At 61.2% G+C, this 20,034-nt stretch carries 18 protein-coding genes and 1 pseudogene; 6 read left to right on the forward strand and 13 right to left on the reverse strand.

Annotated features, from left to right (window positions below; genetic code table 11):
- Nucleotides 1–267 precede the first annotated feature (267 nt).
- Nucleotides 268–3,522 carry a DEAD/DEAH box helicase gene (locus tag A2J03_RS19325; protein WP_068377197.1) on the reverse strand — a complete coding sequence of 1,085 codons (3,255 nt, stop codon included), beginning with the start codon at nt 3,520–3,522 and terminating at the stop codon, nt 268–270.
- A gap of 404 nt (nt 3,523–3,926) precedes the next feature.
- On the opposite strand from A2J03_RS19325, the gene A2J03_RS19330 reads away from it, so the two are divergent.
- Both A2J03_RS19330 and A2J03_RS19335 read left to right on the forward strand, forming a co-directional pair.
- Nucleotides 3,927–4,604: a DUF4956 domain-containing protein gene (locus A2J03_RS19330; protein ID WP_068377200.1), complete on the forward strand. Its 678-nt coding sequence runs from the start codon at nt 3,927–3,929 to the stop codon at nt 4,602–4,604.
- Nucleotides 4,605–4,606: 2 nt separating this feature from the next.
- Nucleotides 4,607–6,202, forward strand: coding sequence for a CotH kinase family protein (locus A2J03_RS19335; RefSeq protein WP_331712384.1), 1,596 nt, complete (start codon nt 4,607–4,609; stop codon nt 6,200–6,202).
- A gap of 13 nt (nt 6,203–6,215) precedes the next feature.
- On the opposite strand, the gene A2J03_RS30070 is transcribed toward A2J03_RS19335, so the two are convergent.
- Complete coding sequence (locus A2J03_RS30070) at nt 6,216–6,383, reverse strand: S4 domain-containing protein (protein ID WP_082897946.1); 168 nt, start codon at nt 6,381–6,383, stop codon at nt 6,216–6,218.
- A gap of 141 nt (nt 6,384–6,524) precedes the next feature.
- On the opposite strand from A2J03_RS30070, the gene A2J03_RS19340 reads away from it, so the two are divergent.
- Nucleotides 6,525–7,442: a polyphosphate polymerase domain-containing protein gene (locus A2J03_RS19340; protein ID WP_068377202.1), complete on the forward strand. Its 918-nt coding sequence runs from the start codon at nt 6,525–6,527 to the stop codon at nt 7,440–7,442.
- Between the two features lie 31 nt (nt 7,443–7,473).
- Nucleotides 7,474–7,869, forward strand: coding sequence for a hypothetical protein (locus tag A2J03_RS19345; protein ID WP_068377206.1), 396 nt, complete (start codon nt 7,474–7,476; stop codon nt 7,867–7,869).
- A 63-nt stretch (nt 7,870–7,932) separates the two neighbouring features.
- Here A2J03_RS19345 and A2J03_RS19350 read toward each other — a convergent pair whose 3' ends face one another.
- The 4 genes from A2J03_RS19350 to A2J03_RS19365 all read right to left on the reverse strand — a co-directional run bounded on the left by A2J03_RS19350 (nt 7,933) and on the right by A2J03_RS19365 (nt 13,548).
- Nucleotides 7,933–8,595: an SIMPL domain-containing protein gene (locus A2J03_RS19350; RefSeq protein ID WP_068377209.1), complete on the reverse strand. Its 663-nt coding sequence runs from the start codon at nt 8,593–8,595 to the stop codon at nt 7,933–7,935.
- A gap of 66 nt (nt 8,596–8,661) precedes the next feature.
- Nucleotides 8,662–11,826, reverse strand: coding sequence for an ATP-binding protein (locus A2J03_RS19355; protein WP_068377212.1), 3,165 nt, complete (start codon nt 11,824–11,826; stop codon nt 8,662–8,664).
- The gene (locus tag A2J03_RS19360; RefSeq protein ID WP_082897947.1) at nt 11,826–12,506 is read right to left on the reverse strand and encodes a hypothetical protein; all 681 of its coding nucleotides are present in this window, start codon (nt 12,504–12,506) and stop codon (nt 11,826–11,828) included. The genes A2J03_RS19355 and A2J03_RS19360 overlap by 1 nt, the downstream gene beginning before the upstream one ends.
- Nucleotides 12,496–13,548, reverse strand: coding sequence for an endonuclease domain-containing protein (locus A2J03_RS19365; RefSeq protein WP_082897948.1), 1,053 nt, complete (start codon nt 13,546–13,548; stop codon nt 12,496–12,498). Before A2J03_RS19365 ends, A2J03_RS19360 begins: the two co-directional genes overlap by 11 nt.
- Before the next feature lie 219 nt (nt 13,549–13,767).
- Here A2J03_RS19365 and A2J03_RS19370 point away from each other — a divergent pair, with 219 nt between their 5' ends.
- A complete protein-coding gene (locus A2J03_RS19370; protein WP_068377275.1) occupies nt 13,768–14,853 on the forward strand; it encodes a DNA polymerase IV in 1,086 nt (361 codons plus the stop codon).
- Here A2J03_RS19370 and A2J03_RS19375 read toward each other — a convergent pair.
- From A2J03_RS19375 to A2J03_RS19385, 3 genes and pseudogenes are all read right to left on the reverse strand, one after another.
- Nucleotides 14,811–15,806: pseudogene (locus tag A2J03_RS19375) on the reverse strand (MBL fold metallo-hydrolase). The gene A2J03_RS19370 and the pseudogene A2J03_RS19375 sit on opposite strands and share 43 nt — an antisense overlap.
- A 92-nt stretch (nt 15,807–15,898) precedes the next feature.
- Nucleotides 15,899–16,306, reverse strand: coding sequence for a CoA-binding protein (locus A2J03_RS19380; protein ID WP_068377214.1), 408 nt, complete (start codon nt 16,304–16,306; stop codon nt 15,899–15,901).
- A gap of 10 nt (nt 16,307–16,316) precedes the next feature.
- Entirely contained in the window at nt 16,317–16,718 is a 402-nt protein-coding gene (locus tag A2J03_RS19385; protein ID WP_068377217.1) for a DoxX family protein, read from the reverse strand.
- Nucleotides 16,719–16,834: 116 nt separating this feature from the next.
- On the opposite strand from A2J03_RS19385, the gene A2J03_RS19390 reads away from it, so the two are divergent.
- Nucleotides 16,835–17,122 carry a hypothetical protein gene (locus A2J03_RS19390; RefSeq protein ID WP_068377219.1) on the forward strand — a complete coding sequence of 96 codons (288 nt, stop codon included), beginning with the start codon at nt 16,835–16,837 and terminating at the stop codon, nt 17,120–17,122.
- 18 nt (nt 17,123–17,140) lie between these two features.
- Here A2J03_RS19390 and A2J03_RS19395 read toward each other — a convergent pair whose 3' ends face one another.
- Genes A2J03_RS19395 through A2J03_RS19410 form a run of 4 tightly spaced genes read right to left on the reverse strand, consistent with a single transcriptional unit; the run spans nt 17,141 to nt 20,013 of the window.
- Nucleotides 17,141–17,608: a heme-degrading domain-containing protein gene (locus A2J03_RS19395; protein ID WP_231912619.1), complete on the reverse strand. Its 468-nt coding sequence runs from the start codon at nt 17,606–17,608 to the stop codon at nt 17,141–17,143.
- A complete protein-coding gene (gene mgrA / locus A2J03_RS19400; protein ID WP_068377224.1) occupies nt 17,605–18,657 on the reverse strand; it encodes an L-glyceraldehyde 3-phosphate reductase in 1,053 nt (350 codons plus the stop codon). Before mgrA ends, A2J03_RS19395 begins: the two co-directional genes overlap by 4 nt.
- Nucleotides 18,658–18,670: 13 nt before the next feature.
- Nucleotides 18,671–19,282, reverse strand: a complete 612-nt coding sequence (locus A2J03_RS19405) for a bifunctional 4-hydroxy-2-oxoglutarate aldolase/2-dehydro-3-deoxy-phosphogluconate aldolase (protein WP_068377226.1) — start codon at nt 19,280–19,282, stop codon at nt 18,671–18,673.
- Nucleotides 19,270–20,013 carry an IclR family transcriptional regulator gene (locus A2J03_RS19410; RefSeq protein ID WP_068377231.1) on the reverse strand — a complete coding sequence of 248 codons (744 nt, stop codon included), beginning with the start codon at nt 20,011–20,013 and terminating at the stop codon, nt 19,270–19,272. The genes A2J03_RS19405 and A2J03_RS19410 overlap by 13 nt, the downstream gene beginning before the upstream one ends.
- Nucleotides 20,014–20,034: the final 21 nt, after the last annotated feature.

Below are 20,034 nucleotides of genomic sequence, written 5' to 3' on the forward strand. Positions count from 1 at the left end.
ATCCCCACCGCAATTCTGTAATCCCCACCGCATTCGGTACCCGGCCGAGCTAGCACCCCTGGTACCGAGCTAGCACCCCCGCTCACCTCCTACCACCGGTGCCAGGTCGGCAAAAACGGTGCTAACTCTCCGCACCCGCACCCGCACCCGCACCCCCCAGACGCTCCGCGAACCTGAGCACCCACACCAAAAATCCACCCCCCGAAAGTGCACCCACCACACCCCCACACACACAACAGTGGAGCAGATCGCACCCAACCCCACGCCTCATTCCAACAGCGCACGGATGTCCTCGACCGTCAATCCTCCGGAAAACGTGCCGCCTTCGTCCATGACGCTGGTGAAGAGCTCGGCTTTTCTCGCTTTCAGCTCCATGACTTTTTCCTCGATCGTGCCTCTGGCGATGTACCGGTGTACGAATACCGTCCGTGTCTGCCCGATGCGATGCGCGCGGTCGACAGCTTGTGCTTCGGTGGCAGGGTTCCACCATGGATCCAGAACGAAGCAATAGTCCGCCTCGGTAAGCGTCAGACCCACCCCGCCGGCCTTCAAGCTGATCAAGAACACTGTCGCACCACCCGACCGAAACTGTTCGACGGCTTCCTCACGATTACGGGTAGCTCCGTCGAGGTAGGCGAGCGAGATGCCCTCTGCCTCGAGCCGGTCGCGGATTTTGCCGAGGAACTTCGTGAACTGACTGAAGACCAAGGCGCGGTGACCTCCGCGGATGACCTCGGTCAGCTGTGCGACCAGTTCTTCGATCTTGGCACTGGGAATGTCGTCGTGGTCAGGTTCGACGAGGGCGACGTCGAGACTGAGTTGGCGAAGGATCGTCAGAGATCGGAGTATGACAACGCGATTGCGGTCGAAGTCGGTCAGCAGGCCCAAGATCTTCTGACGCTCGCGAGCCAAACGTGTTTCGTAGATGCGCCGATGTCGGGGATCGAGCTGCACTTCGACGACTTGTTCTTGCTTCGCTGGAAGATCCTGAGCGACGTTCTCTTTCGACCGTCGCAGTACCCACGGTCTGATGCGTCGGCGGAGGGTTGCCAGCTTGTCGGCATCACCGCTCTTCTCGATCGGGTGCCTGTATGCATCGGTGAATTTGGCCGCCGAAGGGAACAGTCCTGGAGCGGTGACGGACAACAGCGCCCACAGTTCCATGATGTTGTTCTCCATAGGAGTTCCGGTGATCGCAAGCTTGAACGGCGCGCTCAGCCGACGCACACACTGGTACGACTTGCTCTTGTGGTTCTTGACGTACTGAGCCTCGTCGAGGACAAGTCCCGACCACGTTGCGGCGTCGAACTCGTCGAAGTCGAGTCTTAACACCGTGTACGACGTGACGACGATATCGGCGCTAGAAGCGACCTCCGCGATCGACGTTGGTCTCCGTGCACGGGTGCCCAACACCGTCGCCACCGTGAGCGACGGCGCGAACTGCGCTGCTTCTCGCGCCCAATTGTGTACGACACTGGTGGGTGCGACGATGACGAACGGCGAAGTGAGCGTGCCGCTTTCCTTGGCTTTCGCGATCATCGCGAGGGTCTGCATTGTCTTCCCGAGCCCCATGTCGTCGGCGAGGATTCCCCCGAGACTGTGCTGCCACAGAAAGTAGAGCCACGAAAATCCGTCGTGTTGATACGGCCGCAGCTCGGCACCGAAATCTACCGGGGCGCGCTGTGTGGCTATTGCGCCCTCGGCGGTGAGGGCGCCGACCTGCTCGCGCCAAGCCGCCGCTTGTCGGCTCACTTCGCCGATCTCGGCCAATTCCTGCCACAGCGACGCCTGGTAGCGGCTGATTCGAAGGGGACCGTCCGGCTTGTCCTGCAATGTGCGGGCTTCGTCGACCAGGGTTCGCAATCTGTGGAAGGTCGGTCGATCGAGGGAGAAGAACCGGCCGTCGGAGAGCAGCAGGTGGCGGTCGCCCCGAGCGATCGCGATGATCACCGCGGCGAACTCGACGTCCGAACCGTCGATCGTGAGTACGACGCCGAGATCGAACCAGTCGTTTTCTCCTGGAATGTCTTTCGTCGAGAGCGATATGTGGACATCGTCACTGACGTCGCGGAAGTCGGGGATTTCGCCGACGATGTCGACGTGAACGTTGTCGTAGTCGTCGAGTGGGGGCAGGGCTTGCGCCACGAACAGGGCTGCAGCTGTTCCCGACACGACGAACGGACAGAATGTGCTCTGTAGATGGGGGCGGCCGAGTAGGGCGTGCACTGCGCGGAGCAGACCGAACTCGGCACTCGCGTCGCGACCTGGTGCCTCGGTTTGGGGCGAACCGGCGTCGTAGTCGAATTCGGTGTCGTCGACGTAATAGCGCCACCGCGCGGACACACAGAGGCTGCCCGCGCCGTCGTGAGCGATGACGATGTGCAGCTCTGGACCCGCAAATGTCGGCGGTGTGTACGAACCGTCGGAGGACACTATCGTCGCACCGCGTCGCAATTCGGGCAGATACGTCGCAGCAAAGGGAATGCGATCCGCTACAGGGATCCCCACCGGCGTCGACGCTAGTCGTCTGAGAGGTAGCGCAACGGGCTTGCTCAGACGGGCGAGTCGGAACGACTGTCCAAGCGGGTCGATACCCGATTCGTTGCTGTCGTAGAACACGATTCCGCTTCCGTCGCGTCCCATGAAGTACCTTCGCTCGGCAGGTATCACGACTCCGTCGACCGTGATGCGCGTGTCCACTTCCAGATCGTTCGTTCCGGTGATGTCGATCTCGAAATGCGCGTCCGACGGTGATGGGATTGTGTCTTGGGGAGCCGCCGCGTCGACGAGTGGCACCCCACAATCGCCTAGGTCCGTCAGTAGGTCCCAGAGCAGCCGGCCGGAAGTTTCTGCGAGGTCGATCGAGTCGGAGGGAGGGTTGTGGAACGTGTGCGCCGCCCTGCCGTATGTCCGAACTTGATCGAGCGCATGGAGTTCCCGCAGGATGTCCACTTGCCTCTCGATTCTTCGGTCCGCGGTGGTGGGAAGTGCGTGCCACGAGATTCCAGTCGTTGTCCAGGCGCCTTTCACATCGGCCCGGACCGGTCGGGCCAATACGCGCACGGACTCGCCCGGAAGCGACGGAGGCTCCACTCGAAGCCGAAGGCCGATGTGAACCCGACTGCGACTGTTCCCGATCTCGCGGTCGCAGAGCAGTGGCGCTAGAATCGATGCCCAGTGTTCGGAATGCATTGGCGTGCAAGTGGTGTCGTCGAGAGAGTCCTGGTACGCCTGCAGGAGCACCGCGACGGCATGCTTGCAGTTGAAGACGACTGGGCAGTTGCACCGTCCGTGGTCGAAGTTGACTAACTTGCCTAGCTGCATGGCCATGGACACCGACGTCGAATAGGGTGTCGCGCGATTGCCGCGAACGGAAGCGGAGAACGTCGAGGCTTGTTGGTTCCACGTGACGTACCCGACCCGCCCTTCGTCGAAGTATCGGCGACCGCGCGTGAACGTGTCGCTCCCGAATCGGTGTTCGTAGGACGCGTAGTCCAGGTCTTTCATCGATGGCATCGTCATGGGCGGCGATGCTAGGCGGACGCACCGACAAGAATCCCCGCGTGTTTCTGCTGGCCACAGCCGAACCCTTGGTTGGGTGTCGCGTGTTCCTCTCTGCAGTTGAGCAGTACACGTTCAGCGCCCCAAATAGCACCTCGCTCACAAGTTTTGAATGCTGAGTCGTCTTCGTCGACGCCCTCGCGTCCGCAACCCGACATCTTCGGGCCTGAGTAAAGCTCTGGTCGACGTTCGCAAAACTGGCAGGAAACTCCCAGGCGCGAGCACAGGGATCGTAAGGAGTTCGTCCTTATAGTGAACTGCAGCCGAACAATCGGTGAACAGAAGACGACTTGCTGGCCAACGCTGGGGTGCATGGGCGCCCGCGTGCGTCGGTGCAAAACTCGCAACAACTCGAACGGAATGCGATGAATTTCAATATTCAGGATCTGAGCGGAACGTTCTCGACGTTCGACATCGTGGTGTCTCTGACATTGTCGTTCGTCCTGTCGGCCATCATCGGCTATGTATACCGACTCACCCACAAGAACGTCTCCTACAGTCAATCGTACGTGCAGACTCTCGTCGTGGTCGGAATGGTGATCAGCCTGATCATGCTCGTGGTCGGATCGAACGTCGCCCGTGCATTCGCCCTCGTCGGTGCCCTGTCGGTCGTCAGATTCCGCAACGCGATCAAGGAAACCCGTGACGTCGGTTTCATCTTCCTGGTCATGGCCATAGGCATGGCCACGGGAACGCGCTTCTACCTCCTGGCCATTGCCGCTACCATCGCGATCTGCCTGGTGATGGTCGTGATGAGCAAGTTCAACTGGTTCAAGCTCGACGTGCAGCGTCAGGTCGTCAAGGTTCAGGTGCCGCCGGATGCGGACTACTCGAAGCTGGTCGAGGACGTTCTGATCAGCTACTGCAAGGAGTTCGAGCTGGTCAGCACGGAATCGGTGAGATCGGGTGCATTGACCGAGTTGTATTACACGGCGCAACTGAAGTCCGGGAAGAAGCCCGGGGAATTGATCGCTGCCCTCAGCGAAGTCAATACCGGACAACGGGTATCGGTCTTGACCGGATACGACCAGACGGACATCTGATCGTGGCAGGCCCGAACACCAACCTGCCTCCGGTCCCGACAACCTTCAGGCGAAGACTCGTTCACCGGCTTCCTCGAACACTGCGACAGCATTGGAAGATCGCCGCCGCCCTCATGGCGTTCGTCGTGGTGATGGCGACCGTGTTCGGGTCGACGAAGGTGCGTCCCTACATCACCGGCGATGCGACGGTGATCGCGTCCGAGGTCACCGAGAACGTCCAAGGAACGGTTGATCTGTTCGATCCCACTGTCTCTCACACGATTACGGTCGACATCGCCGACGGTGACTTCCAGACACTGAAAGACTCCTTCCAGAACGAGGGCGTCAAGGAATCGGTGCCCGCCGACATCACGATCGATGGGACGCTCATCACCGATGTCGGTGTTCGGTTGAAAGGCAACTCGACTCTCGCCACCCTCAGCACCGACGATGGCACAATGCCGGGCGGCAGGGGTGCCGTTGTTGCGACGGGTACTGGGGTCGCTGCCGAAACGGGACTGCCAGCTGAGGCCGGTGCCGAAGCGGGCGCCGCCGGTGCCGGACAGGCCGGCGGGATGGGGATGTTCGGTGAACCGCTGAGTTTCGATGAGCCCGAGGATCTTCCGTTCCTGATCGATTTCGCGGAGTTCAGCGACGGGCGGGCATACCAGGGACACACCACTTTGTCGCTTCGGCCGTACACGCCTGCGTTGAACGAGGCAGTGTCGTTGGCGATCACAGCGGAGTCGGGGCAGGCCACCCAGGACTTCACGTACACCACGTACTCGGTGAACGGCTCTGTGGAGACCACCCGACTCCTGGTCGTTGCGCCGGACGACGCCTACGCCAACTCCATCGAGGATGGAGACGGGGTGCTGTACAAGGCAAGTGCCGACTCGAAATTTTCGTATCAGGGCGATGACCAGACGACTTATGCCGAGCAGTACACGCAGATCAACGCTCTCGGTACTGCGGATCTGCAGCCGATCATCACGTTGCTGAAGTGGCTCGACAGTGCCGATCAAGCTGAGTTCGACGCGCACCTGGCCGACTATGTCGACGTCGATTCGTTGGCAAGCTACTCGGCGCTGCAGAATCTACTGGGCAACGGCGACGACATGGGTGGTCCTGGAAAGAACTTCTACCTCTACTACGACCTGGACACCAAGAAGTTCTCGTTCATCTCGTGGGACCTCAACCTGGCGCTCGCGACGGACTCCACCGCAGGTGCACACGAAGAAGTTTCGATGGGTCCTGGCGGGGGAGCGGGCGGTGGTGGGATGGGCGAGATGCCGGAGGGCTTCACACCGCCAGAGGGCATGGAGATGCCTGAAGGAATGCCCGGGGGTGGGGCGATGTTCGGAAATTCGCTCAAAGACCGGTTCCTGGAGTCCGCGGCGTTCACCGACGAGTACGACGCCGCCTACCGCACGATTTATAGCGACTTGTGGGCAAGTGGCAAGGTACTCGACGTCGTCGACGAGGTGGCAGCGTCCGTTCCGATCTCGGAGTCACTTACCCAGGAAGAGATCGATGCTGATGCAGCCGAGCTGAAGTCGCGGTTGCAACTGAGAATCGACTCTCTCGTCGATGACGCCGTCGTGACGGGAACGTCGTGATCGAGGTCGGGTGTCAGCGCAAGGTCAGGACGTCGGCGGGGGAGACCTCTCGACGCGGGTCGGTCAGCGGCATGCCGTTGACCATGACTATGCCCTCCATGATGTACGCGGCCGCTTGCGACAACGTGCGTGCCGCGCCGCTAGCCACCAACAAATGAGGAAGGGAAGGTTCGCCGTTCATGGGCCAACGCTGCGCCCGCCTGGTGTACGTCGGCGTTCGATGGCATGGCGAGTCGGCGACACCGAGGTGAACTTTCGGGGCCGAGCTGTGCGCAGCTACCCCTGACAGGCACGGTCACACCCACCGAAGGAAGGCACGACCATGAGATTGTTCGACAAGTTTCGTCCGACAGCTGCATTGGAGAAAGAGGGTGCTTCACCGGAGGATCTGACTACCGAACCCATGGGGTATCAGCAGACCGCCAGCAAACTGCACTCGTTCAATCGGTACGAGATCAAGTACTTCGTCGCCGAAACCGATGTACCTCAGCTGCGCGAAGAGTTGGTGGCGCGGATGGACACCGATCCGTTCTCTCCCCAGGGGGGATACCCGGTGACTTCGTTGTACTACGACACCACCGACCTGCGGTTCTACTGGGAGAAGATCGAAGGTCTGAAGTTTCGACGGAAGGTTCGGGTGCGGCTCTACGGAGCGCCGTCCGAATGCGACGACGACACACCGGTGCAGATCGAAATCAAACAGCGTGTCAACAGAGTGACGCAGAAGCGTCGAATTTCGTTGCCCTACGACGTTTCTCAACGATGGCTCAACGGCAGAGAAGAAATCGACTGCGACCCAAGTCAGCGACCGTTCGTCAACGAGGTCAGTACCCTGATCGCGAACCTCGACCTGCGGCCCATGGTGACCACCGGCTACCTTCGCGAAGCCTACGTCGGCCGTGAAGCCGATCTCGGTCTGCGTGTCACGATCGATCACAAGGTGCATGGACGTGACCGCGATTTCCGTTTCAACTCCGGTGCGCAGAACCGTTTCATCATTCCGCCGAAGCTTGCGATTCTGGAAATCAAAGCGAACGAACGAGTTCCGTACTGGGTGACCGATATGACCGCGCGGTTGAACATGTCGGTGATCAGGATTTCGAAGTACTGCCAATCGATCGAGGCGTTCGAGATGGCTCCGCGATCACGTGCCGGTGCACCCGAACTCGTGCTCCCCGCCGATGCAGACTATCGAGTTCCCGAGGATCTGCTCGAACCCTACGCCGCTGCTCGCCGCTGAACTCTCGTACGAACATCGAACGGACACAGTGATGAAGAAGGCAATAGTCGGTGCCATGGTCTGTGCTTTTCTGTTGAGCGGCTGCGGGACCGATGCGCAACAATCCAGCACTTCCGAAACCTCGGAGGACGTAAGTCGCGACGTACTGGAAGCTCGCGCAGGATTTCAAGAGACACCGGGAATGACGGAACTGTTCGAAGATCTGTACGGGCAAGGTTTCGGAACAACGGTCAACGAAGTCTTTGCGCTGGGCATCTACATACCCGGCTACTGCGAGACCAGGGACCAGCAGAACCTGAACGACGACGAGGCTGTCGAAGAAGTCACCGCGGCGCTGGGGGACACGTACGGCTCCTCGGACGGCGAACGATGGGCCGCACCGATAGTGGAGGCCGCCGAGACTCACGTGTGTGGTCTCTCGCGCTGAGGAGGACCGCTGCGAAATCTCGTTCTCGACGTGCACTGTGGGCGAGAACCCGCACTCACGGGGTCAGCTCGCGGCGAACCTTGCGTGAACTTCCGTTCGCATCGTGATGTCCTGAGGCTTCAGCTCGAACCCGTCGTCCGCGGTCTTGTAGGCGCGAGCGGCCATGGCGTACTCCTGATGTGCGGCAGCAACTCCCAGCAGTCCAGGATCGGCGATCGCTAGAGCCGTGATTGCAGTCCGCCCGACGCTCTGGGCGTACGCCTCGGCTTTCTCGACGGCATCCTGAACGGCGAGCGTGCGTACATGCCGTCTCTTCTCCGCTGCGCTGTCTTCCGTCAACGTCCAATCGAAATGTTCGATGTCCACCCCGTCGAGCGCCGAGACGGCGTATACGAAGGCGTCGACGACATCGATCTGGCTGAACTTCACCTCGATCGTGGCGAGGGCTTGGTAGACGTAGGGGAGTTGGTCACCGTCGTGATTGAAGGGTCGGTTGCGTGAGTGCCGAACTTGATCCAGTGACCAGGCGTCGATCGGGCCGTCGGACGGGTTGTACAGCGGATCGATCAACCCGGCGAGTTCCTTGACGAGTCGGTGCGCCGGCTCGGCCGCTGCCTCTGCTGTCCGGCCGTCCGATCGGACGGCGAGCGACACTGCGCACCGCTCGGGCGGGTACGCGGCCCAGCCCTGACCGACGACCGTGATCTCGACGGGGTTCGAATCCATGGCTTCGAGTCTGGCACAAGCGCTGACCGATTCGCGCTCGTTTCTACATCGGTCGACGGCCGTCGCCTAGGCGCGTGGGTCGATCGGGCGGTGCGCCAACTCGATCACTTCCTCCGATGTGAGGGGGCTCTTGGGGTGGTAGCTCAGGCACAGCGGGGCCTGGATCTTGTTGAACCCTTCGCCCTCGACTGCCGCGTAGAACTGGCCGGTTTTCAGCCGCCCGATATCGGTTGCCGAGCTCCCCTTGGCTTGCGCCATCTCTTTCGCAGCATCGATTTGCACTGGGCTGTTGAGGAACCCGAAGAATTGGGTCGCCGCATTGCCTGGGATCCGGTTGTTCAATCCTTTTGGAGCCTGGGTTGCGAAGACAAGGCCGAGTCCGTACTTGCGAGCCTGAGATGCGAGCGCAAGAGTGCTTTGCGTGCACGCGGTCATTGCCCCGGAGGGCGCCAGGGTCTGCGCTTCGTCCATGACGAACAGACCACCCAGTGGCTTCTCGCCCGCCGGGTTCTTCTTGATCCACGCGAACAATGCCATCTGTAGTTGGTTGACGAAACTCTGTCGCTGCTCGTCCGAGGGCAGACCGACCATACTGATGACCGAGATTCGCGCACGCTTTCCTGCGGAGGGGGTCAGGAGCAGACCCGGGTCGACCGGTGTTCCCTCTCCTCCGAACATGGGATCGTTCACCATCGAAGCCCGCAGATTTTGCGCTATGTCGGCTGCGATCTTCTCGGAGTTCTCGAGATCGCTTATGTAGTCCGGCAACTCGGACAAGAGATCGATGAGCTGGACGAGACTGCTGCCGGAGTTTCGTCCGAAGTGTTCGAGGGCTTGGCGTAGAACTGCGGTCGCCTGGCTGGCTTTGGCGGTCTTGCCGGATATGAGCGCTCGCGGTGCGAGCGTCGCGACAGCTGAGTCGATTGCTTCGCTGAACTCGTCCGGAAAGTCCACGACGCTGGTGAAGTCGGGTAAAGGTTGGAAGCTGATGGGTCGACCGGCTGATCGTCTGGGAGTCCACACGACGACTTCGGTGTTCGCGTGGTAGTCCGCGGCCCTGTTCACCTCCGCGTTGTCCCAATGCGGAGGAGGAGTGGGCCATGCGATACCGAGGCGAGCCAGATCATTGTTGGGGTCCAGCACGATGGCGGACACCCCGCGCAGTGCGCACTCCTCTACGAGGCGTCTGATCAGGACGGTCTTGCCCGAGCCCGAGCCGGCAAAGATTGCAGTGTGCTTGCGGAGAGCTTCCAGGTCAACGTGAAGTTTGCCGTCTCCTTCGAGTAGCCCGCCGAGCGGGACAGCGCGGGGGTCGATGACGAGTTCGGGTTCGGGTTCGGCAAGAGGCGGCTGCCCCTCGTGCTCCTCGGTTGTGACGTCGGGTCCGGGTTCTGAAACCGTGAACAATCCTGACTCGGAGTCTGTCTGGTCCTCTAGTGCATCGAGCAGTACCTTGATTCGATGTGCTGGCTGGCGGGACGTCAGCCACGCGTCGAGCAGCGGTGAGCCGTCGTCCAACATATTGTTCAGCGCTGACAGTGATGCTAGTTCGTCCTCGGTGATGCGCAGAGTGCGGCCACCGGCCTGTTCGAATTCGTTGACCGCCTGGGCAGTCTTCGGCCCCTTCGACCACGCAACGTTCCGGATGACGAATAGCTTCCGACGCGATATTCCGGTGTGAAGCCCAGCGGTCGTACACGCGGCCCGAAGTCGATTCAGTACTGCAACTGCGCTTTCCGACGCGATTGCCCGAAACGCCCAATGCTGCTCGTCTTCCGTTGCGGGGTCGAGCTTCTGACGCAGTCGCGCATGGAGGGCAGGCTTCGCGCTCGGCAGGTTGTCGAGCGAAAATGCGTCGCCGATGTCTCCGAGTTCCTTGATCCATGCCGTAAGTCCTGCCGACAGTAGCGGCGGGATCAACTTGTCTTCGAACTTATGGCTTGTGGGGAGGTTGGTGACCGCTTCCTTGCGGAACTCTTCGAATTGGGTGTCGAGTAGGACAAGTTCTGACTCGTTGCCCGTACCGACGGTCACGTGCTCGTTGTCACCGAGAAGATCTGTCAGCTCGACAACCGAGTTGGTCTCGAGACAGCGGCGTATGTGCTTGTCCACGTTGATCATCAGCTGTCGGGGCGTTATTCCCTCTGCTGTATCGAACGCGGTCTTCGCTACCGGCCATGTCGGGTACGGCGGTTCGAAGCCGATGTCGCTGTACTTCGGCTGAAAGCGCCTTTCCAGAATCTCCTCGGCGATGGAGGCTTTGGGTAGTCCTTTCAGCGGTGGTGTAACCCGGAAGCGGTCGGAAACTGTCCGCGTTGCGCGGGATTGAATAAGTTCCCACACACTTGGCAGGCAAGCCACAACCGAGGCAGTGCGACCCAGATTCTCGCGGAGTGCCATCAAACCGTGCGCAACTTGCTCGAGAACAAGATCGGTCTCGTGCTCAGCACCGATCGATCCGTCGGTCGATGAGCGAGACTGCGCGAGAAGCGTATCGATTTGATCCACGGCTAGGACCGACGGGCCCGTTGCTGCCAGCAACCGTGATATGTCCCGAACGACTTGCTGTGGTGTCAGGCTGGCGGTTTGTATTCCCCATGTCGTCCGCGCGCCAACCGTTACTTCGTCGATCGACTGAAGGAAGGCATTGCCGATATCGTGCACGGACAAATCTGTTGTCGCGTAGATCGTCAGAGCGCGAAGTGTCGACTGGCTTTGCTTGATCAGGCGTGGATGAATCGCGTGGACGGAACTGACGAACTTGTCCAGAGTTTCGGGTGTCAGCTTGTCTTCACCGATTATTGCTCGTCGGTCTGCGCGACTGATATGTGCGGTTGACGCAAGTCGCCACAAGAACAACTTCAGCTGCGTGTCTTGCTCGGGTGCCGGCCGGGTCAAATCATCGAGCATTCCAACCAGAGTCGTTTGCCAGAACGTTGTCGAATCGAGTAGCCCGATCAGGAAGAAATACCCTCCGGAGTTCTGCACACGTTCACGAACCTGCCCGAGCAGGTGAGTCTTGCCTGAGCCGGCTTCGCCTCGCATCGCGACGCCGATCGGACTTGCGTCCGAGCTTGCGTCAGCGTCGTCGAACGCCTCCATGATCAGAGTCAATGCTGAGTCATGGAGCGAGTGGGCATGAAGTTCGGACTGCGAACGCCACACATCATCCGGGGTTGGAGCCCAGTTGAGTCGGATCGATCTCAGGGCTTTCCGTTCGAGATCGTTCATCAGCCCTCGATCGCAATCAAGTGAACCGGTCGACCGGCGATGGTGATCGACCCCTTCCGTACCGCTTCGGTGAGGTCCTTCTGGTTTTCCTGTGCGATAAGAACTACGTCGTCGATCCGATACATATCGCCCAACGCTCGGTCCAGCTTCGGTTTGGGTATGTCGGTCAGCTTCTCACGGATCAACTGGATAGCGATCAGTTCACCCTTGCGGTCGGCCAAGCGCGAATACGCTTCTCGAACTCTGGTTTCTATGTTCGCTGGCGTTGTTGGAGGTGCCGCGGGGGCGACTGGCTTCGGTTGCTGCGTGGTGGGCTCGGGCGTCGCGGGCTTTTGTGCACGAAAGAGGTCGGACAGGCGCAGATCATCACGGTCGAGGTAACGCTGGAGCCCAGCAAGAATCGCGTACATTCCCCTTGCTTGCGGTGTAGCGCGCGGGGGTGGTTCCCGCTTCAGTTCACGCGCACATGCCGCCCATCCCTGTTCTGTCAGGGTGTGGGTCATCGGCCTCTTGCTGTAATCGGTCTCGATCAGTCGAAGTTTGTTCAGGAGCTCCCGAGGGTCTTTCTTCAGTTCAGGACCTAGTTCCTTGAGTCGAGTGTTCGACGTCTCCTCGGCCTGCGCCATGAGCACCAGGAGTACGAGTCTCTCGGTGCCGGTCAGTTCGTCGTCACTCGCCACGGGGTGTCCCTTCGATTTGTGCAGTGCGGGACGCCGAGTCCCGCTTGTTCCTGATGTACGTCTCGATAGCGGAGACTACAGCCGCTACGTCGTCGATGATCTGTGCGTTGGTGAAGCGCAGAACGGCGTACCCGTCCAGCTGCAGCACGACGTCTCGTTGCCGGTCCCGCGCGAATTTGATCGGGTGACGGTGATCGTCGCCATCGACCTCGATGACGCACTTTTCCGCCGGCCATCTCAGATCCACCACGATGGCCTCATGCAGAGGGGATGCTTGGAACGGTCGATTCCACTCCCTCCCGAATGCCCACTCGCAGCTCGCGAGTGCGCGTTCGAGCTTCTTCTCTGCAGTGCTTCCTGGGTGTGGTCGACCTGCCAGTGCGGGAATGTGTACGCGACGGATGCTCGGGGAGGTTCCGTACGGCCCGGCGATCGATATGTCGACAGAACGGATGTGATCCGAGTCGAAGTCGTCTGGACTCACGATCCACACCGCGAACCCGCCATGAACGGCCAGCCACACGCAGCCTGCGACCAATTGCGACTGCTGGTAGCGACTCTGACCGGCCTCCACACTCACCACCAGGGCAACCGACCGACGGTGGTAGGTCTCGGCAAGTAGCCGTCGTAGGCCCTCGGCGCGAGTCTGGTCGATGAACCTGCGACCGATCGGCCTGCCGAGAATCGCAGCCTGCGACATCGCGATCACGAAAGGCCCGAAATGGTCCGATGTGGATGCGAGGTCGAGCGACAACTTCTGCGCGGCGAGAAGGTCGAGTCGGTTGGGCCCTTCTACATGTTCACCACCCGGGAGCCACGCTGGGAACGCTTCGAGGACCGCAGTCTCGATGCCATCGAGGATCGTGGTGACCACGCCACGCTGCGAATCGACATCGGCGATGTGGATTGTCGCCACGGCTGGGGCGTCGTCCGGAAGAGGATCGAGGGATGCTGCGATTCTGTGTGCATCGACCCCGCGCAGATGCGTTGCGCGATTATCCGGCAGACGGGCATACCAGGCTGCGTCGTCTTGCGCTCTCAACGAGTCCTCTGCTCAGGATTGACAGTCGATGCGCTCGAACGTTCTCGGGCCCACTCTGCGGGCGAATTGCGTGGGTCGAACATCGCGCTTATCTTGGCACGCTCGGTGGGTGCGCGCAGGAAGCCGATTGCAACTCGGGAGGCTCAACTGCACCTTTGCTGCGGGAATTCGATCGAATTCATTCACTCGAACGACCTAGGGATGGCGCAGAATGACTACATGACCGCACCGCCGCGCCGACGGTGGGTTCTTCATGTCGACATGGACCAGTTCATCGCCGCGGTCGAGGTGCAGCGAAATCCCGACCTGGCGGGAAAGCAGGTCGTGGTCGGCGGACGCGGCGACCCGACGGAACGGGGGGTTGTCTCGACAGCGTCGTACGAAGCACGGGCATTCGGGGTGGGGTCGGGGATGCCGTTACGCGTGGCAGCCAAGAAACTCCCAGACGCAATCTTCCTGCCAGTCGACGGAGAGGCGTACACCGCGGCGTCGAACATCGTCATGGAGGCGCTTCGGAGCCTGGGCGTCGTCGTCGAGGTGATGGGTTGGGACGAGGCGTTCCTCGGTGTCGAGACCGAGGATCCGGTCCAGTTTGCGCGAGGAGTGCACGACACGGTCTTCGACGCGTCAGGCCTGCATTGCTCGGTTGGCATCGGGGACAACAAGTTACGGGCCAAGATTGCTACCGACTTCGGGAAGCCTCAGGGGATCTACACGCTCACCGCGGAGAACTGGTTCGAAGTGATGGGGGAGCGATCAACCGAGGCGCTGTGGGGAATCGGCAAGAAGACCGCGAAAAAGCTTGCTACGCTGGGTATCACGACGGTATCCGAGCTTGCGGCCGCAGACGACGCCACGCTCGCCGCCGCATTCGGGCCGAAGACCGGGCCCTGGATCGGTACCAAAGGGCGAGGCGTCGACCTCTCACCCGTGTCGTCGGAACCATGGATCCCGCGTTCACACAGCCGCGAAACGACCTTCCAGCAGGATCTCGAGAATTGGGACGCGATCACCGAGGAAGTTCGGCGTCTGTCGCTGAAGGTGCGTGAAGATCTTCTCGCCGACGACAGGAAAGCGGTTCGCGTGACGTTGAAAGTCAGGTACGCGCCGTTTGAAACTCACACCACGACAGCTGCGCTCGCCGCCCCGACGTTCGACCCTGACATCATCGCCGATGCGGCTGCTGCGTTGATCGACCGCCTCGATCGGTCACGGAGAGTCAGGCTGATGGGTGTGCGATTGGAGATGACTCCACTGGCCGATCAGACGCGAGCGAACAGTGCGGGTGAAGAACCCGGAACCTGAGCAACCTGATTTCGCGTGACGAGATGTCGCAGGTGCGCAGCCGCCTCGGACAGTGCCATCGTTTTCCCCATCGGAGATATTGCTGCCCACGATTTGTACCACTTCATCCGCTCGGCAACTTGCCAGACGGTGATCTCGTCGTCACCGAAGGCGTCGTACAGATGATCGAGCCGCTCGCCGTGATGTTCGACTAGCTCGCCGGCGCGGGCGGCCACGTCGTCGATCGGGAGTCCATGAGCGCCGAGCCCACGCGTGACGTTCATGGACTGCACGCGACGCAGCGAGTCCATGAACTCTGCCAGCGCATCGCGTTCTTCCAGGGGATAGACGAAGTTGCCGACGTGCGGCGTCGTCTTCTACAGTACGTGGTCTCCCGTGAACATGATGTCCGATTCGGGCAGATGGAAGCACACATGCCCTGGGGTATGACCCGGTGTGAACACCGCGCGCAGTTCGCGGCCAGTGAGCGCGACGGTCTCGCCGTCGACCAGAACTCGGTCGGGCGCTGAGTCGGGACCTGTGGGAGCGCGGAGGTCGACCTTCTTCCAGGCCTCGATGTCCTCCTCCGGCGCCCCGGCCGCCCGCATGTTCACTCGCTGCCATTCGAGCCACTGCTCGTCTCTAGGCGCGGTCATGCCCTCGAATTGAGAGTAATCGGCCTCGTGCATGGCGATCCAGGCCCCGGATGCTTCGCGAACACGACCACACAGCCCGACGTGGTCGGGATGGAAGTGCGTCAGAACCACGCCTTCGACGTCGGAAATCGAATGTCCGATCGCTTCCAACCCCGTGGTCAGGCCGTTCCACGCGTTCTCGTCGTCCCATCCGGCATCGACGAGAACGAGACCGCCCGGGGACTCCATGGCATAGACGAGCGTGTGACCGAGCGGGTTGTCGGTGATGGGAACCGGAATCTGGAAGATTCCATCGCCGATCGGGGCTGCGTCGCTCATGGCACTACCTCGTTGCTTGGTCCAAGTAATGAGTTCTCTTCACTCCATACTGACCGCCTCGTCGAGGCGCGTGGCAAGCGGGTCCGACAGAACTAGCGTCGACGCCATTCGATGGCCGGGCACGTGTCCATCACCATCGGGACACCCGAGGCGATGGTCCGCTCGAACGCTGCCTCGTCGATCACGCCCAACTGGAACCAGACCGCCTTCGCACCGACAGCAACTGCCTCGTCCGCGAACTTTCCAGCCGAGTCCGACTTTCGGAACACATCGACGACATCGAGGGGGAACGGAACGTCGGAAAGAGTCGCGTAGCCCTGCTCGCCGAGCACGGTCGGCGCACTCGGATGAATTGGAACGATGCGCTTGCCTCGTTTCTGCAACAGGGCTGCGATCTCGTACGCGGTTCGATCCGGATTGCCGGACAAACCGACAATGGCCCAGGTCTCGAGGTCGTCGAGCATCAGGTCGACGGACTCGGTTTCCTGCCACGAGGTCATGCCGGAAACGCTACACCGCGTTCGATCGGGAGCGCCATGTTTGCCAGGCGTCCGTGCACCACAGGGCCCATACGATCAACAGCGGCTGGAACAGGAGTCGGACACCCCGGCTCACATCGGTGTCCAGTCCGAATGCGTCTGTGTGAGTCAGAAATTGAGAGATGTTCCCGGGAAAGACCGCGACGAAGAACGCGGCGACGATCCATCCCGTCAGCGCCGAGAGGCGAACGAGGACAATGAGCGCCAGACCTAGAACGACCTCTACGACACCCGAGGCGAGGACTACGAAGTCTGCATCGAGCGGCACCCATGTCGGCACCTGGGCCTGAAACTCCGAGCGAGCCCAGAACAGGTGGCTGAGGCCCGCGAACACGAGGAACGCTCCGAGCAGCACGCGAGCAATCGACTTCATACGACGATCGTGCCGCAGGGGGTGGGGTAGGTCCACCCCTGGGGTCGGTATCGAACACGGCCGGGTTCGACGAAAGTTGTTCTTGTCCAGCAGAGCAGACCAAAGGAGATCACCCCATGAACATTCGCCGAATCACCGCCACACTCGCAGCCGCAGCCTTCGTGACGGGCGCAGGTGCATCGCTCGCCCACGCCGAACCGATCGATCCGGTCAACGGACCGGGTAGGGGATGCCCCATCGTCAACACCGATTCCAACGGCAACGAGACGGTCACCTACGCCCACCCGGGCGATCGAAACGGTGTGCTGGTGTGCGGAAAAGACGGAGAGTGGTCGTTCGGGCGCAAGGTTGGTGGCTACAACGGAGTCGTACAGGCCCCCAACGCGGGTGTCGCTCAGCGATGACCCAGCACACCCAGAAATTCAGGCGACTGCAGCAAATGCCCTCAACTGCTCCATGACGAAGGCGTGGTCGTCGCGATGCGGGAGCCCGGAGACCCCCACGTATCCCACTATCCCGACGCCCGTCACGATGATCGGCACGACCCCTCCCGCTGCGGCGAACTGCTCGGTCGGAAGGTGCGACTGGGTGTCGAAGTCACGGCCCGTGGCAACGAAGAACTCGAGCACACCCATCGAGCTTCGTCCGTATCGTTTGGCAGATCCAAACTTTCGAGTCAGCCAGTGGTCGTTCTCCGGATACGAGCCGGGCAATGCCGCGTGGAAAGCACGCTGATCGCCGTGAACGATCCCGATGACCAGCGGCAAACCGTGGACCGCGGCGGCCTCGCGCATCCGGCACCCGAGGGCCCACGCGTCGTCGTAGTCGAACCTGCGGAGACGGACGGCCTGCTCGTCGGCGGTCACCGCGTCCAGACCCGCAGTGCTCATGCGGTCGAGGACGCGAGCCAGATGTTCAGCTCTCCGTCGACGGCGAACTCGTCGATCTCAGCCAGTTCGTCCGCAGTGAATTCTGGGCTCTGCAGCGCGAGCACGCTGTCTGCCAGCTGGCTCGGGCGCGACGCACCGACCAGTACCGACGAGATCTGCGGCTTCCGGAGAACCCAGGCGAGTGCCATCTGAGCGAGCGGTTGTCCTCGACGCTCGGCGATCTTGTTCAGCGCGGCGACGTTGTGCAGATTGCTCTCCGAGAGCATGCCGTCGCGCAGCGTCTTTCCCTGAGTTGCGCGTGACCCTTCGGGAATGCCGTTCAAATACTTCGTAGTCAGCAGACCTTGAGCGAGTGCCGAGAACGCAATGCAGCCGATGCCCTCGTCGGCCAAGGTGTGCAGCAAGGACGGCTCACCATCTTCGACCCAGCGATTGAGCAATGAGTACGACGGTTGGTGGATTGCCAGCGGAGTTCCGAGTTCCCGCATGAGCCGCGCGATTTCGAGGGTTCGGGCGGCGGAATACGACGAGATCCCGGCGTAGCGTGCCTTTCCGGAGCGGACCGCCGAGTCGAGTGCGCGTGCGGTTTCTTCGAGCGGGGTATTTGGATCGTATCGATGGCTGTAGAAGATATCGACGTAGTCGAGTCTTGTACTGGTGAGTGAGTGGTCGAGGCTTCCGAGCATGTACTTAACCCCGCCTCCGCGTCCGTATGGGCCGGGGAAGAAGTCGTAGCCCGCCTTGGTCGAGACCACGATCTCGTCGCGGAGATCCGCGAAGTCCTCGGCGAGGATACGCCCGACGTTCTTCTCGGCCGAGCCCATCGGAGGACCGTAGCCGTTGGCCAGATCGAAATGAGTGATGCCGAGATCGAATGCAGCGCGGATGATCTCACGCTGCTTCTGGATGGGGGTGTCGTCGCCGAAGTTGTGCCACATTCCGAGTGAGACGCCGGGAAGTAGAAGGCCGGAGTTGCCTACGGGCCGATACTCCATTGTGTCGTACCGAGTCGGGGCCGGGGTGTAGGCATCGGTGAGATGGGAAGGCATGCGGGTGAGGCTCCTATCGAGATACGAAAAGGTCGGTGAGCAGTTCGATCTGGGAATCGTCTTCGAGCGCCGATCCGACAGCGACGACATCAGCGCCTGCTCCGAGATAGGCGGGCGCATTGCGAGCGTTCATGCCACCGGTCGCGACGAATCGCAGCTCGGGGAACGGTCCCTTCATCGCCGCGAACCAGTCTGCGCCGAGCACCGATGCGGGGAAGGCCTTCACCCAGCCCAGTCCGAACGCGGCCGCATTCTGAACATCGGTTCCGGTCGCGACGCCGGGTAGATGTGGCATCCCCGCGTCGATACTTGCCTGTGCGACAACAGGATCGAAGCCGGGCGCAACGGTGAACGATGCACCTGATGCTTGTGCAACGGCAACGAGTTCCGTTGTCACGACCGTTCCGGCTCCAACCGTCATGCCGCGTTCTGCTGCGGCTGCGGCAACTGCGTCCAAAGCCGCAAGAGCGGCTGGAGTTTGAATGGGTACTTCGATACAGTTGATTCCTGCGTCCCACCCACGTTGGGCGAGTTCGACGGTTCGGGCGGGGGAGAATCCGCGCAGAATCGCCATCACCGGTGCCGAAGTGAATGCTTCGTCGAACCACGCGTTCATGGTCTCCATCCGAGCTCCTTCGAAACGTTGTCGGTTACTGCACGTAGATCGGGCAGTAGTAGTTCCAGGGCCGCAAGGTCGGCGCGACCCTTGAGAGAAGTGACAGATACAGCGGCGACGACGCGATTGCTCGCGTCGCGCACGGGCATGGCAATGCAGTTGACGTAGTCCTCGTACTCTGCATCGTCGACGGACCAACCACGTTCGGCGACGACGGCTAGTTCGGCATCGAAGCGACTGCGCGAGGTGATCGTCGTCGATGTGTGTCTCTCGAAATCAGCAGCAGCCATGACGGAGTCGACTACATCCTGTGTCTGGAAGGCGAGAATCGCCTTGCTGACACCCGCGGTGTGCAGACAGACGGATGCGCCGATCTGGGAGAACAGTTTGATCATCCCCGGCTGTTCGATCTTGTCGACGTAGATGATTCGGCGTCCCTCGAGCGCTGCCAGGTGAATGGTGTGTGAGCACTGCTCACCCAGGCGGACCAGGTAGGGACGGGCCACGTTGGCGAAGTCGAACTGTTCCCGTGCCGCGTTGGCGAGTCCGGCGAGCCGATACCCGACGCTGTATTTCCCGTCCTCACGCTTCCGCGTCAAGCCGTAGTCGGTCAGCGTCTGCAGCACACGCAGCGCGGTTGACCGGTGAACATCGAGGTGAGCGGCGACTTCGCTCTGAGTCCTCGGCGCAAGGGCGACGAATTCCAAGATCTCGACGGCGCGTTCCACGCTCTGCGACACTCGAATGCTCCTTCGGAAGTG

Source organism: Rhodococcus sp. EPR-157 (assembly GCF_001647195.1).
Taxonomy (GTDB): domain Bacteria; phylum Actinomycetota; class Actinomycetes; order Mycobacteriales; family Mycobacteriaceae; genus Rhodococcoides.

What these genes read in the sequence shown, in the direction of transcription:
- A2J03_RS19325 (WP_068377197.1), bottom strand. Translation starts at nt 3,522, where the DNA reads ATGACGATGCCATCGATGAAAGACCTGGACTACGCGTCCTACGAACAC.
- A2J03_RS19330 (WP_068377200.1), top strand. Translation starts at nt 3,927, where the DNA reads ATGAATTTCAATATTCAGGATCTGAGCGGAACGTTCTCGACGTTCGAC.
- A2J03_RS30070 (WP_082897946.1), bottom strand. Translation starts at nt 6,383, where the DNA reads ATGAACGGCGAACCTTCCCTTCCTCATTTGTTGGTGGCTAGCGGCGCG.
- A2J03_RS19340 (WP_068377202.1), top strand. Translation starts at nt 6,525, where the DNA reads ATGAGATTGTTCGACAAGTTTCGTCCGACAGCTGCATTGGAGAAAGAG.
- A2J03_RS19345 (WP_068377206.1), top strand. Translation starts at nt 7,474, where the DNA reads ATGAAGAAGGCAATAGTCGGTGCCATGGTCTGTGCTTTTCTGTTGAGC.
- A2J03_RS19350 (WP_068377209.1), bottom strand. Translation starts at nt 8,595, where the DNA reads ATGGATTCGAACCCCGTCGAGATCACGGTCGTCGGTCAGGGCTGGGCC.
- A2J03_RS19355 (WP_068377212.1), bottom strand. Translation starts at nt 11,826, where the DNA reads ATGAACGATCTCGAACGGAAAGCCCTGAGATCGATCCGACTCAACTGG.
- A2J03_RS19370 (WP_068377275.1), top strand. Translation starts at nt 13,768, where the DNA reads ATGACCGCACCGCCGCGCCGACGGTGGGTTCTTCATGTCGACATGGAC.
- A2J03_RS19380 (WP_068377214.1), bottom strand. Translation starts at nt 16,306, where the DNA reads ATGACCTCGTGGCAGGAAACCGAGTCCGTCGACCTGATGCTCGACGAC.
- A2J03_RS19385 (WP_068377217.1), bottom strand. Translation starts at nt 16,718, where the DNA reads ATGAAGTCGATTGCTCGCGTGCTGCTCGGAGCGTTCCTCGTGTTCGCG.
- A2J03_RS19390 (WP_068377219.1), top strand. Translation starts at nt 16,835, where the DNA reads ATGAACATTCGCCGAATCACCGCCACACTCGCAGCCGCAGCCTTCGTG.
- A2J03_RS19395 (WP_231912619.1), bottom strand. Translation starts at nt 17,608, where the DNA reads ATGAGCACTGCGGGTCTGGACGCGGTGACCGCCGACGAGCAGGCCGTC.
- mgrA (WP_068377224.1), bottom strand. Translation starts at nt 18,657, where the DNA reads ATGCCTTCCCATCTCACCGATGCCTACACCCCGGCCCCGACTCGGTAC.
- A2J03_RS19405 (WP_068377226.1), bottom strand. Translation starts at nt 19,282, where the DNA reads ATGGAGACCATGAACGCGTGGTTCGACGAAGCATTCACTTCGGCACCG.